This is a genomic window from Streptomyces sp. SYSU D01066-1 (genome assembly GCF_054956795.1).
The window spans coordinates 1-13,768 of the sequence record NZ_JBUDHV010000022.1 but is presented as its reverse complement, the minus strand read 5'-3'; the positions used below and the strand labels follow the sequence as shown (position 1 = coordinate 13,768).

General features: G+C 74.2%; 13 protein-coding genes. 6 read left to right on the top strand and 7 right to left on the bottom strand.

Annotated elements, in window-relative coordinates; all coding sequences use genetic code 11:
* Nucleotides 1-41: 41 nt before the first annotated feature.
* The 4 genes from ACY1JF_RS20330 to ACY1JF_RS20315 all read right to left on the bottom strand — a co-directional run bounded on the left by ACY1JF_RS20330 (nucleotide 42) and on the right by ACY1JF_RS20315 (nucleotide 6,241).
* Entirely contained in the window at nucleotides 42-1,697 is a 1,656-nt protein-coding gene (locus tag ACY1JF_RS20330) for an N-6 DNA methylase (RefSeq protein ID WP_462706585.1), read from the bottom strand.
* 544 nt (nucleotides 1,698-2,241) lie between these two features.
* Nucleotides 2,242-3,870: an MFS transporter gene (locus ACY1JF_RS20325; protein WP_462706584.1), complete on the bottom strand. Its 1,629-nt coding sequence runs from the start codon at nucleotides 3,868-3,870 to the stop codon at nucleotides 2,242-2,244.
* A gap of 139 nt (nucleotides 3,871-4,009) precedes the next feature.
* Nucleotides 4,010-4,657 carry a TetR/AcrR family transcriptional regulator gene (locus ACY1JF_RS20320; protein WP_462706583.1) on the bottom strand — a complete coding sequence of 216 codons (648 nt, stop codon included), beginning with the start codon at nucleotides 4,655-4,657 and terminating at the stop codon, nucleotides 4,010-4,012.
* Nucleotides 4,658-5,209: 552 nt separating this feature from the next.
* Nucleotides 5,210-6,241 carry a medium chain dehydrogenase/reductase family protein gene (locus tag ACY1JF_RS20315; protein WP_462706582.1) on the bottom strand — a complete coding sequence of 344 codons (1,032 nt, stop codon included), beginning with the start codon at nucleotides 6,239-6,241 and terminating at the stop codon, nucleotides 5,210-5,212.
* A gap of 185 nt (nucleotides 6,242-6,426) precedes the next feature.
* Between ACY1JF_RS20315 and ACY1JF_RS20310 the strand changes: the two genes are divergently transcribed.
* The gene (locus ACY1JF_RS20310; RefSeq protein WP_462706649.1) at nucleotides 6,427-7,122 is read left to right on the top strand and encodes a TetR/AcrR family transcriptional regulator; all 696 of its coding nucleotides are present in this window, start codon (nucleotides 6,427-6,429) and stop codon (nucleotides 7,120-7,122) included.
* A gap of 199 nt (nucleotides 7,123-7,321) precedes the next feature.
* Here the strand turns inward: ACY1JF_RS20310 and ACY1JF_RS20305 are convergent, their stop codons facing one another.
* Nucleotides 7,322-7,819: a DUF6299 family protein gene (locus ACY1JF_RS20305; RefSeq protein WP_462706581.1), complete on the bottom strand. Its 498-nt coding sequence runs from the start codon at nucleotides 7,817-7,819 to the stop codon at nucleotides 7,322-7,324.
* Between the two features lie 251 nt (nucleotides 7,820-8,070).
* Here ACY1JF_RS20305 and ACY1JF_RS20300 point away from each other — a divergent pair, with 251 nt between their 5' ends.
* Nucleotides 8,071-8,283: a DUF5999 family protein gene (locus ACY1JF_RS20300; protein WP_462706580.1), complete on the top strand. Its 213-nt coding sequence runs from the start codon at nucleotides 8,071-8,073 to the stop codon at nucleotides 8,281-8,283.
* 21 nt (nucleotides 8,284-8,304) lie between these two features.
* Here the strand turns inward: ACY1JF_RS20300 and ACY1JF_RS20295 are convergent, their stop codons facing one another.
* On the bottom strand, nucleotides 8,305-8,703 hold the full coding sequence (locus ACY1JF_RS20295; RefSeq protein ID WP_462706579.1) for a RidA family protein: 399 nt from the start codon (nucleotides 8,701-8,703) through the stop codon (nucleotides 8,305-8,307).
* Nucleotides 8,700-9,830, bottom strand: coding sequence for an acyl-CoA dehydrogenase family protein (locus ACY1JF_RS20290; protein WP_462706578.1), 1,131 nt, complete (start codon nucleotides 9,828-9,830; stop codon nucleotides 8,700-8,702). The genes ACY1JF_RS20295 and ACY1JF_RS20290 overlap by 4 nt, the downstream gene beginning before the upstream one ends.
* 162 nt (nucleotides 9,831-9,992) lie before the next feature.
* Here ACY1JF_RS20290 and ACY1JF_RS20285 point away from each other — a divergent pair, with 162 nt between their 5' ends.
* The 4 genes from ACY1JF_RS20285 to cysD form a co-directional block, all read left to right on the top strand.
* Nucleotides 9,993-11,723, top strand: a complete 1,731-nt coding sequence (locus ACY1JF_RS20285; protein WP_462706577.1) for an AMP-binding protein — start codon at nucleotides 9,993-9,995, stop codon at nucleotides 11,721-11,723.
* A 15-nt stretch (nucleotides 11,724-11,738) separates the two neighbouring features.
* On the top strand, nucleotides 11,739-12,551 hold the full coding sequence (locus tag ACY1JF_RS20280) for a PaaX family transcriptional regulator (protein WP_462706576.1): 813 nt from the start codon (nucleotides 11,739-11,741) through the stop codon (nucleotides 12,549-12,551).
* 165 nt (nucleotides 12,552-12,716) lie between these two features.
* Nucleotides 12,717-13,268, top strand: a complete 552-nt coding sequence (gene cysC / locus ACY1JF_RS20275; protein WP_462706575.1) for an adenylyl-sulfate kinase — start codon at nucleotides 12,717-12,719, stop codon at nucleotides 13,266-13,268.
* Nucleotides 13,265-13,768, top strand: a 504-nt coding sequence (gene cysD, locus ACY1JF_RS20270) for a sulfate adenylyltransferase subunit CysD (protein WP_462706574.1), incomplete at its 3' end; no start/stop codon positions are given. The genes cysC and cysD, both read left to right, overlap by 4 nt.

The following is a 13,768-nucleotide window of genomic DNA, read 5'->3' as shown; positions in this document are numbered from 1 at the left end:
GGCGGTGTACCGGGGTGTCGTGGCCGTCCGCCGCCCCGTCCTCATTCCCCCGGTGCCAGGCCGCCCGTCGCGAGTCCGTCCCGGGCCACCTCGGCGAGCCGCCGGCTCAGCTCCTCGATCCCGCGCAGCTCCTCCTCGAACGTGAACAGGGCCCGGAAGGCCGAGCCGTAGCGGCGCTGGTCGCCGATGCCCATACGGGGGATGCGGGCACCCCTGCCGTCGAAGCGGTGGGTCCCGCTCGCGCTCGTGGACCTGCGGGCGTTGGCGGAGCTGCGCAGGAACCCCCGCAGGTAGTCCGTGTCGAGTTGCTCGCTGGCCGAGACCGGCTCCTGGCCGTCGTACGTCACGAGCCCGGCGCGGGCGAGATCCGCGACGCTGGTGGTGGCGCCGTCCAGCGAGCCCGGCCCGCCGCCCGCGGCCAGCTCGGGCAGGAGGGCGGCCAGCCGGCGGATCCGGTCCTCCAGTTCCCTGCGCAGGGCGGCGTACTCACCCGGGTGGTCGCGGTGTCGGGGACGGAGATGACTCCCGGGCGTCAGATCGACGGTGTCGTCGAGGAGTTCGATCGGCGACACGTCGGCGACCTGGTCCGGGCGCGGTTGCAGATCCCCGTCGGGACGGTTGTCCGTCAGGTCGACCATGCGCACGGTGCGGTGCGTGTCCGCACCCGCCGCGCTCTCGGGGCGCCGCAGGGACCACAGATGGACCGGCAGCGCGTGCGAGGTCGCCGTACCCGGCGGCAGGGCGACGACCTGACGCAGGATGCCGCGGCGTACGAGCTCCGCCCGGATACGACGGCCCGCCTTGCGGTAGGCGACCGAGGCCGGCATGACCATGAGCACGTGGCCGCCGGGCGCGGTGTGCGCGTAGGCGTGCTGGAGCCATGCGAGCTCGCCTTCGGCTTTGGAAGGGGTGCCGAGGTCCCAGCGGGAATCAAGCAGCAGTTCCTCCCGTCCCCACTCGGTCACGCCGGCCGGGGGGTCGCAGACGACCAGATCGGCCTTGAGGTCCGGCCATGCGTCCGCGCGCAGGGAGTCCCCCGCCACGACGCGTACGCCGGACCGGCCCAGGAGATCGGCACGGAGCTGTGCGAAACGGGCGCTGTCGGCGTCCATCTCCTGTCCCCGGCAACGCGTCCCGGCCGCCGGGGCGACGGACAGGAGCAGCACCCCGATCCCGCAGGCGGGGTCGAAGACAGTGGCGCCGGGCCGCAGTTCCGGAGCGAAGTGGCGTACGGCCCGCACCACGCGTTCGGGCGTCACCTGGTCGGAACCGGCGCGTCGGGCCGAGTCCATGAACCGCTCGGTCAGACCGTTCACCAGGTCGGCGGGCGATTCGGTCCGCAGCAGGTCCCGCACCCGGGAGGAGACGGCGTCCGGCACCTCGGCCCCGGCCTCTCCGGCCAGCGCCCCGGCGACCTGCGCCAGGCCCGCGATCATCTGCTCCCCGTGCACGGCGCGCAGCGCCTGCCACAACTCGACCTCGGGTGAGACCTCCTGGCCCTTGCGCTGCCTGTCCAGCCACGCCTGGACTTCCGCGAGCGCGTAGAGCGGACTGTTCGCGGCACCTCCGGCCGGCGCGGGGAAGTCGTCATGGCGCCGACGCCAGTTGGAGACGGCGGCCCGGGTGACTCCGGCCAGCCGGGCGATCTCGGCGCCGGTGACCAGGGGGCCGGCCGTTGAAGCGGCAGTGTCCGTCATAGCCCCAGCGTATACGGACGATCACTCCCCCTCCAGAGGACTGCCCGTTGGCGACGTACACATGTGGAGAGTGATGTTGAAGCGCACACGATTCGCTCACCGACCAGCGCTCACGACAACGCGTCGCGGCCCCGGCCCGCCCGTGGAGGCACTCCTCTTGGCACCGCTCACACCGGTACGCACCCTCTACTGTCCGTCCGGCGCCTCTTCCCCTGCGGAGGACATGCTCCGCGCCCTCGATCCCGCGCCACTGGAAGCACTCGACGCCGGGCCGCACGAACCCGAGGCGCGAAGGCCCTGACGGCACGCGGAGTGACGGTCGGGGCCGCCGGCGTCCCGGAAGGCCCGGTCGAAGGGCCCTCCCCGTCTTCGTGCGGCGCGGGGACGGGCGCGGACGTTCCCGGCGGACGGGTCCGGAGGACGCCCGGCGCCGCCTCCGGGACCTCGCTTCGGGCCGGGGGCCGGATGGTCGTCCACGTGCTCCGCGTCGCGCCCGTCCCCGCCCGGTGGGCCACCGGCGGCGCCTGAAGGCCGGCCCGTCCGGCTACCGCCCTGCCCGGTGCGGCCCCGGTCCGGGGTCCACCGCGTCCGCGGCTGCCTCCGGTATCTCCCGCGCCTCCTCGCGAGGCGGCCGGCGGCCGGGCAGGACCGCGAGGACGATCATCGCTCCGGCGGCCATGATGACGCCGCCGACGAGGCTGGTGTGGGCGACACCGTGGGCGAACGCCTCGTGCACCGCGGCCACCAGCGTCCGGGCCTGCTGGGCGCCGCCGGCCGGGTCCGCGGCGACCTGCTCGGCGACGGCCAGGCCGCTGCCCACCGAGTCCTGGGCCGCCTCCAGCGCCGCGGCCGGCAGCCGGCCGCCGACCAGGTCGCCCAGCTTGTCCCGGTACGCGGTGGCCAGCAGGGAACCGAGGACGGCGATGCCGAGGGAACCGCCCAGCTCCAGCGAGGTGTCGTTGGCGCCGCCGCCGACGCCCAGCTCGGACTCGGGGAAGGAGTCCATGATCGTGTCGGTGGCCGGGGAGACGCTGAGGCCGATCGCGAAGCCCAGCAGCAGGAGCGACGGCAGGAAGTCGCCGTACGTCGAGCCCGCGTCGATCCGGGTGAGCAGGAACACGGCCACGGTCCCGATCGCCATACCGGGCACGATCACGGCCCGCACCCCGAGCCTCGGGGTCAGCTGCCCGGTGGCCGCGGCGCCGGCGAACACGGCCCCGGCCAGCGGCAGCAGACGGACGCCGGTCTCCAGCGCGTCGTAGCCGAGCACGAACTGCAGGAACTGGGTGGCGTAGTAGATGGAGCCGAAGGTGCCGAAGAAGAAGAACAGCACCGCGAGCATCGAGCCGCTGAAGCCGCGCAGCCCGAACCTCCGCACGTCCAGCATCGGGTGCGGGTGCCGCAGCTCCCACAGGACGAAGGCGACGAAGCCGGCGCCCGCGACCACGGCCGCGGCGACCGGACCGGTGCCCCACCCGAAGTGCGGGCCCTCGATGATGGCGTAGACGAGCGTGCCGACGGAGGCGATCGACAGCAGACCGCCCACGTAGTCGATCCGGCCCATGCCCTCCGCCTTCGACGGCGGTACGAGGACGAAGGCGCCGACGACGGCGGCCACCGCGACGGGCACGTTGATCAGGAAGGTCGAGCCCCAGGCGTGCCGCTCCAGCAGCCAGCCGGCCACCACGGGGCCGACGGCGATGGCGAGACCGGAGGTCGCGGTCCAGGCGGTGATGGCCTTGGCTCGCTCGCCCTTGGGGAACATGGCCACCAGCAGGGAGAGCGTGGCGGGCATGACGACCGCGGCCCCCACCCCCATGACCGCGCGGGCGACGATGACCAGGTTCGTCTCGTCGACCACGCTGCCCAGCACGGAACCGGCGGCGAAGACCACCAGGCCCGTCACCAGGGCGCCGCGGCGGCTGTACTTGTCGCCGATCGCCCCGAGCACGAGCATCAGCGCGGCGTAGGGAACGGTGTAGCCGTCGATCACCCATTGCAGGTCACTGCTGCTCAGCCGCAGATCCCGGGTCATGTCGGGGGCGGCGACGATCAGGGACGTGTTGGCCATGACCACGATCAGCAGACTCAGGCACAGAACGCCCAGCGCCCACCAGCGCCGTGGGTAGGGCCCCGCCGTCCTGTCGGCAGGTGTGTTGGCCAGCAGAGGCACGGAGAACTCCCGAGGGGACGCGTTATTTGCACATTCATGAGCAGCGTAGTTGTCTGCACATCGGTGCGCAAATAACGTCGTCACATCTTGGTAATGGTCATGCGCATGACAAACAAGGCGGTGGCGCCGCCTGCTCGGCTCAGCCTTCGGCGACGGCCTGCGCGGCCATCAGGGAGACGGCCTCGTCGACCACCGCGCGCGCCCGCTCGTCCGGCACGCCGGCCGCGATCAGCGAGGCCGTGGTGGACCGGGTGCCGTCGTCCTCCAGCGTCCCCTTGTTGACGGCTTCGAGCAGCGCGACCGTGACCGCCTCCAGGCCGGCGCTCAGCGCCTCCGGCGGGAGATGCGTGTGGAAGACGCCGTCGCGCTGACCGCGCTCCAGGATGGCCGCGACCTCTTCCCGCGCGGGCCTGAGGATCTCGGCGACCCGCTCTTCGCCCAGGTCGCGACGGGCCAGCGCCAGGAGCATCCGGTAGCGGTCCCCCACCGGCCACAGTGACAACGTGAAGTACGCGAGGGCCAGTTCGGCACGGTCCGCCGGTCGCACACCGGCCGCCATGGCGTCGCGCAGGCTCTCGGTCGCCTCCTCGGCCAGCGCCTCCAACAGGGCCGCCCGGCCGGGGAAGTGACCGAACAGGGTGCGTCGTACGACACCGGACGCCCGCGCCAGCTCCTCGAGGGTGATGTCGGGGTTGCGCCCCAGTTCCTGCCGCGCCGTGGCCAGGATGCGCGCCCGGTTGGACCGCGCGTTGCGTCGCTGGGGAACGCGGGCGACGGGCTTGGGCACAGGGAGACCTCGATGGACGGCGGAACGGACGGCACGCCCATTTTGGCACGGCACGGGCACCGCGGCCCGGCGCGGAAAAGGGTTCCCGTCCCCCGCCGCGCCCGCCGGCCCGCCCCGTCACCGCCCCCGCCGGATCATTCGAGTGGACGCGGTGCGCGGAAGACGGTGTTCACCCGCGGGCGCGTCATGGCGGCAGCGGTCCGGCGGTGCCGCTCCCGCGCGGTCGTCCGCGCACGTGCGCGACCCGGCACCGGGTCGTACCGCTGCCGGGCGCGGCCGGTCACCCGGTGGTCCGCCCGGACCCGCGGGGTTGCGGCGCGTCCGACAAGCCGCCGACCGACGGGCGGCACGGTCCGTACTGCCGAGCGCGCTGTGGCCGGCTACCGCAGGCGCCGACAGACCGGAGACGGCAGACGGCAGGCCGACCGTTCGCGGTGCGGTGCGCGGCGCCGGTCCGTGACGCGGGTGCGCAGCACCGGCCCGCGACGCGGGTCCGCGGTACCGGATCGCCGTACCGCCCCGCAGTACCGGATCGCGGTGCGCGTCGGGGCGTCAGGCGTGCAGGACGACCTTTCCGGCGACGGTGCCGGACTCGGCCAGCCGCAGTGCCTCGGCGGCCCGGGTGAGGGGCAGCTCGGCGGCGATCCGGGCGGTGATGTCGCCGCGCCGGAGCGCTTCGAAGACCTCGGTGAGGTCGGCGCGCAACCGGGCCCGGAACCGGTCCTTGGACAGGGCACGGCCGGCCCAGACGTTGTAGAAGCAGGCGTGCCGGCGGTTGGGCAGGGCGTTCCACAGCCACACCCGGCCCAGCAGCTTGAGCACGGGCCACTGCTTGGAGCCCTCGTCGTCGCGGGTGGAGGCGGTGCCGTAGGAGACGAGCGTGCCGCCGGGCGCGAGCAGACGCCAGGAGTCGACGACGCCACGGCCGCCGACGTGGTCGAAGACGGCGTCCACGCCGCCCGGAGCCAGTTGGCGGACGCGGGCGGGGACGTCCTCGGTGCGGTAGTCGACCGGGGTCACTCCCCGTTCCCGCAGGGCGTCGTGGTGGCGCCCGGAAGCGGTGCCGATGACGTTCGCGCCCGCGGCGCGGGCGAGCTGGACCAGGACCGAGCCGACTCCCCCGTTGGCCCCGTGCACCAGGACGGTCTGCCCGGCGCGGACGCGGGCCTTGCGGTGCAGCATCTGCCAGGCCGTGACGCCGTTGATCACCAGGGTCTCCGCCTGCGCCGCGCCGATCCCGTCCGGCACCGGCACCACGTCGGCGGCGTCGACGACCACGTGGCTGGCCCAGCCGCCGACCTTCAGCAGCGCGGCCACCCGGGTGCCGACCAGGCTCGGGGCGACGCCGGCTCCGGCCGTGAGGACGGTGCCGACCAGGTCGTAGCCGGGGACGAAGGGGAACGGCGGCTGGTCGTAGTAGCGGCCCCGGCGCATCTGCTGCTCGGCGAAGGAGACACCGGTCGCCTCCATGCGGACGACGACCTGGCCCGGACCGGGGACCGGGACGGTTCCCCGCCGCACCCGCAGTCCTTCCGGCTCGACCTTGCCCGGCAGCACGATCTCGATCATTTCCCCGGTGTTCATGGCGGCTTCCCTCGACTCGTCACCATCGCCGGTTAGCGGCTAGTGCTTTCGTTAGAAGTTATAACGCCAACCCGTGTGACGGTCAAGAACTTTCGCTATAGGGTCTAACCATCAGCATGTACCGGACAGCTCGTACGGCCCCGGGAGCCGGTGAGCCGGTGATCCGACAGGGAAGGGACGAGCACATGACCGCCGTCGGCAAGGAGACCCCCCGCGAGCGCTACCGGGCCCAGCTCCGGGCCGAGATCAAGGAGCGCGCCTGGGAGCAGATCGCCGCCGCGGGGGCGCCGGGACTGTCACTGAACGCCATCGCCAAGCAGATGGGCATGAGCGGCCCCGCGCTCTACCGGTACTTCGCCGGCCGGGACGAGCTGATCACCGAACTGATCCGGGACGCGTACCGCAGCCTCGCCGACGCGATCCGCTCCGCCGCCGCCGCGCCGGACGCGGATCTGGCCGTACTGGGACACGCGCTGCGCGCCTGGGCACTGGACGACCCCCAGCGCTACTTCCTCGTCTACGGCACACCGGTCCCCGGCTACCGCGCGCCCGACGACACCACCGCGATCGCCGCGGAGATCATGGCCCCCCTCCTCGACGCCGCCCGGCGCGCGACCGGCACGGCCGCGGACACCCCGGCCGACGGCCACTCCGGCACCGGCTCCGGCACCGGCCTCGACGCCCGCCTGGAGGCCCACCTGGCCGAGCACCGGCACTGGGCCGCCGGCCACCCGGCGCCACCGGCCGCCCTGCGCCGCGCCCTGGTCTTCTGGACCCGCCTGCACGGCCTCCTCTCCCTGGAACTGGCGGGCCACTTCACCGGCATGGGATTCGACCCGGCCGAGCTGTACGAGAGCGAGCTGCGCCACCTGACCCGGTGAGCGCGCCCCAGGACGGGCACCGCACCCGCGGCCGGCCCGATCCGTCCCGGACCCGATCCGTCCCGAGTCCGATCCGTCCCGGACCGGTGTCGCGCCGAGCCGCCGCCGGAACGGACGGCTCGCTCCCGCGCCTCGGTGACAGGGGTGCCCGGTGCTCGACGGTGGCCGAACCCCACGGGCCGGCCGGGCCGGTCCCCGGTCAGCGCCGCACCAGGGTGACGTCCTGCCGCTGCCAGGCGTGGACGGCGGGCAGCGGGAGGAAGCCCAGGGTGCGCAGTTCCAGCACGGTCGCCTCGACCTGCGCCGGCCCCGGCTCCAGGGCCGGCGCAGCCGTTCCCGACGTGGGTCTGCCCGTGGCGGCCCAGGAATGCACCCGCCCGTCGCACACCGCGCGGGTGCCGCGAAGGCCGTACTGTACGGACCCGGCGTCCTGGCTGACCGAGGAGCCGATGAAGGTGGGGCCGCCGGTGGCGTCGCAGCGGTAGGTGCCGGAGACGGTGACGGTGCCGTCGGAGGTGATGCGGCCGGTCGGGTCGACCGTCACCGTGCCGCTGCCGGACGGGACGGTGACGGACGGGACGGTGACGGAGGGGGCGGAGGGGGCGGGGGCGGGGGCGGCCTGGGCCACGGGGGCGGCGGTCAGCAGGAGCAGGGCGGCGCACAGGGCGGGACGCGCCGGCGCGGACTTCGAGGACACGGGAACCTCCTGGAGGGTGGGTTCTCACTGGTACCCGCCGGGTGCGGCGCCCGGTACGGCCGTCACCCCTTCGGCGGCGCGTCCCGTGCGCGGGGCCCGCGTCGCCGGACCGTGCCGGTCGTGTCCCCGTGTTGTCACGGTCGGCCGCCGCCGGTTCCGGTGCGCGCGCGGCGCGGGCATCGTCTCCTCACAGGACGAGAACGGGCCCGGACGGACGGTCCCGTTCCTTCCTTCCGACGCGGAGGTGCGCCATGTGTTCCCACCGGTCCTCGTGCCCCGGCCCCGACACCCGTCCCGTGCACGTCGTCGCCGCCCGTCCCGAGCAGGGGTGGAGCCTGCTGTGCGACGGCACCATCGTCTTCGACGACAGCGGTGAACTGCTGCCCGACGGGCGGACCGTCGCCCCGCGCCGCGACTGCGCCGGCGCCGGCGTCCAGGCCGGCCGGCTGACGGTCGCGGCCTGAACCCCGTCCGCCCGGAAGGCGCTACGGCAGGACCGCGAACCCGTCCAGTTCCACCAGCGCCGTCTCGTCCCACAGCCGGGCGACCTCGACGACGGCCATCGCCGGGTAGGCGCGGCCCATCCGCTCGCGCCAGATTTGGCCCAGTACGGGGGCCTGGGCGCGGTAGGCGGCGACGTCGGTGGCGTAGACGGTGACCCGGGCCAGGTCGGCGGGGGTGCCGCCGGTCGCGCGCAGGGCCGTGAGCAGGTTGGCGAGCGCCGTGTCGAACTGCTCGGTCAGGGTCCGCCCGGTCACCTCCCCCGCCGTGTCCAGCGCGGTCTGGCCGGCCAGGAAGACCACGCGGGTACCGGTGGCGACGACGGCGTGCGAGAAGCCGGCGGGCGGGGCGAGGGCGGGTGGGTTCACGCGCTCGGCGCTCATGCGTCCCGCTCCGGTTCCGCGTACAGCTCGCGGGCGATGATGTCCCGTTGGACCTCGCTGGCGCCCTCGTAGACGCGGGGGGCGCGCACCTCGCGGTAGAGGTGTTCGAGGAGGTGGCCGCGGCGCAGGGCGCGGGCGCCGTGCAGTTGGACGGCGCGGTCGACGACGTACTGCGCGGTCTCCGTGGCCAGCAGTTTGGCCATCGCGGCGCGTTCGCGGACGTCCGGCGCCCCCGCGTCGTACGCCGTCGCCGCCGCGTACACCAGCAGGCGGGCCGCCTCCGTGCGCGCGGCCATCTCGGCGACCTGGTGGGAGACGGCCTGCAGGCCGCTGAGCGGGCCGCCGAAGGCGTCGCGGGCGCGGGTGTGGGCCACGGCGGCGTCCAGGGCGGCCCGTGCCATGCCGACGGCGAAGGCGCCGACGCTGGGGCGGAAGCGGTTCAGGGTGTCCATCGCCACGCGGAAGCCGCGGTCCGGCTCGCCCAGTACGTCGTCCTCCGTCACCGGTACGCCGTCGAAGGCGAGGGTGCCGACGGGGTGCGGGGAGAGCATCTCCAGGGGGGTGCCGGTGAGGCCGGGGCGGTCGGCGGGGACCAGGAAGGCGGTGACGCCCCGGGCGCCGGCGCCGGGGGTCGTCCGGGCGAAGACGGTGTAGAGGTCGGCCTCGGGGGCGTTGGAGATCCAGCACTTCTCGCCGCTCAGCCGCCAGCCGGCCGGGCCGTCCCGGTGGGCCGCCAGCGACAGCGCCGCCGCGTCCGAGCCGGCGCCCGGTTCGGTGAGGGCGAAGGCGGCGACCGCGCTGCCGTCGGCGACGCGCGGCAGCCAGTGGGCGCGCTGGGCCTCGGTGCCGTGCACGTGCACCGGATGGGCGCCCAGGCCCTGGAGGGCGAGGGCGGTCTCGGCCTCCGTGCAGGCGTAGGCGAGGGACTCGCGCATCAGGCACAGGTCGAGGGCCGGGGAGGTGAACAGGCGCGGGAGCAGGCCGAGGGAGCCGAGGGCGGCGACCAGGGGGCGGTTGACCCGGCCGGGCGTTCCCCGGTCGGCGAGCGGGCGCAGCCGTTCGGCGGCCAGGGCGCGCAACTCGGCGCACCAGGCGGCCTGTTCCGGCGCGAGCGCGAACGCCGTCATCGGCGGTCCCCCATCGGCGGTCTCCTCGTCTGTCTGCTCGTCTGTCTGCTCGTCTGTCTGCCGGACCCGTGGACTCCCAGGTTATCGCGGTGTATTGACCGCCGTCACCGAATCGATACGCTGCGAGGACGCGAGCCCACCACGAGCAGGGGGCGCACCGTCATGGATTCCCGGAGCACCGCCACCGCCCACGTCGACACCTTCGCCCGCGACCGGCTGCCACCGCCGGACCAGTGGCCCGAGCTCCGCTTCGACCTGCCGGAACTGCGCTACCCGGACCGGCTGAACGCCGCCCACGAACTGCTCGGCGGCGGCGAGGCCGGCCGCCCGGCCTTCCGCACCCCGTCCGGCGCCGTGTGGAGCTACGGCGAGCTGCGCGCCCGGGTGGACCGGCTCGCGCACCTGCTCACCGGTGACCTCGGTGTGGTCCCCGGCAACCGGGTGCTGCTGCGCGGCCCCACCACCCCCTGGCTGGCCGCCTGCTGGCTGGCGGTGCTCAAGGCGGGCGCGATCGCGGTGACCGTGCTGGCGCAGCAGCGGCCGTCCGAGCTGAGCCGGATGTGCGAGATCGCCCGCGTACGGCACGCCCTGTGCGACATACGGTGCGTGGACGACCTCGCCGGGGCGGGGGTCCCGGGGCTGCGGATCACGGCGTACGGCGGCGGTGCCCCCGACGACCTGCTGAACCGTCCGGCGCCCTTGACGCCGTACCCGGCCGTGGACACCGCCGCCGACGACGTGGCGCTGATCGCGTTCACCTCGGGCACCACCGGCCGCCCGAAGGGGTGCGCGCACCTGCACCGGGACGTGCTGGCGATCGCCGACACCTTCTCCCGGCACGTCCTGCGGCCCCGCGCGGACGACCTCTTCGCCGGCAGTCCGCCGCTCGGCTTCACCTTCGGTCTGGGCGGGCTGGTGGTCTTCCCGATGCGGGCCGGGGCCTGCTCCCTGCTGCTGGAGCGGGCCGGGCCGCGGGAGCTGCTGTCCGCGATCGCCGAGCACCGGGTGTCGGTGCTGTTCACCGCGCCGACCGCGTACCGCGCGATGCTCGCCGAACCGGGCGCCTACGACCTGTCGTCGCTGCGGCGCTGCGTCTCCGCCGGGGAGAACCTGCCCGCGGCCACCTGGCGGGCCTGGTACGAGCGCACCGGGCTGCGCCTGATCAACGGCATCGGCGCCACCGAACTGCTGCACATCTTCGTCTCCGCCGCCGACGAGCGGATCCGGCCCGGCACGACCGGCCTCCCGGTGCCGGGGTGGCGGGCCGAGGTGCAGGACGCGCACGGCCGCCCCGTGCCCGACGGGGAGCCCGGGCTGCTCGCGGTGCGCGGGCCCGTCGGGTGCCGCTACCTCGACGATCCGCGGCAGCGGGAGTACGTGCGCGGCGGCTGGAACATCACCGGGGACCTCTACGTCCGCGACCCCGACGGCTGGTTCCGGTACGTCGCCCGCGCCGACGACATGATCGTCTCGGCCGGGTACAACATCGCCGGGCCGGAGGTGGAGGAGGCGCTGTTGCGCCACCCGGACGTGGTCGAGGCGGCGGTGGTGGGGCGGCCGGACGCGCTGCGCGGACAGGTCGTGGTGGCCTTCGCCGTGCTGCGGGAGGGCGCCGAGCGGGACGCCGAGGCGCTGCGCGCCTTCGTGCGGGCGGAGCTGGCGCCGTACAAGTGCCCGCGCGAGATCGTGTTCCGCACCGCGCTGCCGCGCACGGCGACCGGCAAACTCCAGCGGTTCCGGCTGCCGCCCGGCACGGACGGCAGGGACACCGGGCCACCGCCCGGCACGGACGGCAGGGACACCAGGCCACCGCCCGGCACAGACACCGGGTCGCCATCCGGCACGGACACCGGATCGCTGTCCGGCGGGGAAACAGGGGGTGACCGGCGGTGATGTCGACGACCTAAGATGATCAACGTGTCCGACCAGCATGCACCACGGTCCCTGATCGTCACGCTCTACGGCGCGTACGGCCGCTTCGCACCGGGCCCGGTCCCCGTCGCCGAGCTGATCCGGCTGCTGGCGGCGGTCGGGGTGGACGCGCCGTCCGTGCGCTCGTCGGTGTCCCGCCTCAAACGGCGCGGCCTGCTGCTGCCCGCCCGCACCGCCCGGGGCGCGGCCGGATACGAACTGTCCGACGAGGCCCGGCAACTGCTCGACGACGGCGACCGGCGCATCTACGCCACCGATCCCCCGGCCGACGACGGCTGGGTGCTCGCCGTGTTCTCGGTGCCGGAGTCGGAGCGGCAGAAACGGCACGTACTGCGCTCGCGCCTCGCCGCCCTCGGCTTCGGCACCGCCGCCCCCGGGGTGTGGATCGCCCCGGCCCGGCTGTACGAGGAGGCCCGGCACGTCCTCGGCCGGCTGCGGCTGGACACCTACGTGGACTTCTTCCGCGGCGAGCACCTCGGGTTCGCGCCGACCGCCGAGGCGGTGGCCCGCTGGTGGGACCTGGCCACGATCGCCGAGCAGCACGAGGCGTTCCTCGACCGCCACGCGCGCGTGCTGCGCGACTGGGAGGAACGCCCGGACACCCCGCCCCAGGACGCCTACCGCGACTACCTGCTCGCCCTGGACTCCTGGCGCCGCCTGCCCTACTCCGATCCCGGCCTGCCCGCCCGCCTGCTGCCGGACGACTGGCCGGGCGTCCGCTCGGCCGCCGTCTTCCGGGCGCTGCACGAGCGGCTGCGGGACGCGGGGGCGGTCTTCGCGGACCTGTGACCCGGCCGCGTACTCCGGTGACCTGGCCGAATGCCTCCGTGACCTCTCGCACAACGCGCGTCACTCACGCAACCCTCAGGTTTCTCTGGGCCTCTTCTCAAGTTTCTTACCTACCGTCCGTGAGGTCGTCCACGGGGGCAGAGAACGAGAAGAGGACTGTTGCGCATGACCACCACGGCGAGACCTCTGGGAGCCACCGTCTGGCTCACCGGGCTGCCGAGCGCGGGCAAGACGACCATCGCCCGGCTGCTCGGTGACCGGCTGAAGGCGGAGGGCCGCCGGGTGGAGGTGCTCGACGGCGACGAGATCCGCCGTTTCCTCTCGGCGGGCCTCGGCTTCTCCCGCGAGGACCGCAACACCAATGTGCAGCGCATCGGCCTGGTCTCCGAGGTGCTCGCCCGCAACGGCGTGCTCTCGGTCGTCCCGGTGATCGCCCCGTACGCGGACAGCCGGGAGGCGGTCCGCAAGCGCCACGAGGCGAGCGGGACCCCGTACATCGAGGTGCACGTCGCCACGCCGGTCGAGGTGTGCAGCGAGCGCGACGTCAAGGGGCTCTACGCCCAGCAGGCCGCGGGCGAGCTGACCGGGCTGACCGGGGTCGACGACCCCTACGAGCCGCCGGCCGACCCCGCGCTGGTGCTGCGGACGCAGGAGCAGACGCCGGCGGAGTCGGCCGAGGCCGTGTACGCGGTGCTGGCGGAGCGGGGGCTGGTGTGAACGACTTCGCCCTCTCGCACCTGGACGCGCTGGAGTCCGAGGCGGTGCACATCTTCCGCGAGGTCGCGGGCGAGTTCGAACGGCCGGTGATCCTCTTCTCCGGCGGCAAGGACTCCATCGTCATGCTCCACCTGGCGCTGAAGGCCTTCACCCCCGCTCCGGTTCCCTTCTCGCTGCTGCACGTGGACACCGGACACAACTTCCCCGAGGTCCTCGAATACCGCGACCGCACCGTCGACAAGCACGGACTGCGCCTGCACGTCGCCTCCGTCCAGGACTACATCGACCGCGGCGTCCTCAAGGAACGCCCCGACGGCACCCGCAACCCCCTCCAGACCCTCCCGCTCACCGAGAAGATCCAGAGCGAGAGGTTCGACGCCGTCTTCGGCGGCGGACGGAGGGACGAGGAGAAGGCCCGCGCCAAGGAACGCGTCTTCTCCCTGCGCGACGAGTTCTCCCAGTGGGACCCCCGCCGCCAGCGGCCCGAACTGTGGAACCTC

Excerpts from the sequence above, each read along its gene's own strand:
- ACY1JF_RS20330 (WP_462706585.1), bottom strand. The coding sequence starts at position 1,697 with ATGACGGACACTGCCGCTTCAACGGCCGGCCCCCTGGTCACCGGCGCC.
- ACY1JF_RS20315 (WP_462706582.1), bottom strand. The coding sequence starts at position 6,241 with ATGAACACCGGGGAAATGATCGAGATCGTGCTGCCGGGCAAGGTCGAG.
- ACY1JF_RS20310 (WP_462706649.1), top strand. The coding sequence starts at position 6,427 with ATGACCGCCGTCGGCAAGGAGACCCCCCGCGAGCGCTACCGGGCCCAG.
- ACY1JF_RS20300 (WP_462706580.1), top strand. The coding sequence starts at position 8,071 with ATGTGTTCCCACCGGTCCTCGTGCCCCGGCCCCGACACCCGTCCCGTG.
- ACY1JF_RS20295 (WP_462706579.1), bottom strand. The coding sequence starts at position 8,703 with ATGAGCGCCGAGCGCGTGAACCCACCCGCCCTCGCCCCGCCCGCCGGC.
- ACY1JF_RS20290 (WP_462706578.1), bottom strand. The coding sequence starts at position 9,830 with ATGACGGCGTTCGCGCTCGCGCCGGAACAGGCCGCCTGGTGCGCCGAG.
- ACY1JF_RS20285 (WP_462706577.1), top strand. The coding sequence starts at position 9,993 with ATGGATTCCCGGAGCACCGCCACCGCCCACGTCGACACCTTCGCCCGC.
- ACY1JF_RS20280 (WP_462706576.1), top strand. The coding sequence starts at position 11,739 with ATGATCAACGTGTCCGACCAGCATGCACCACGGTCCCTGATCGTCACG.
- cysC (WP_462706575.1), top strand. The coding sequence starts at position 12,717 with ATGACCACCACGGCGAGACCTCTGGGAGCCACCGTCTGGCTCACCGGG.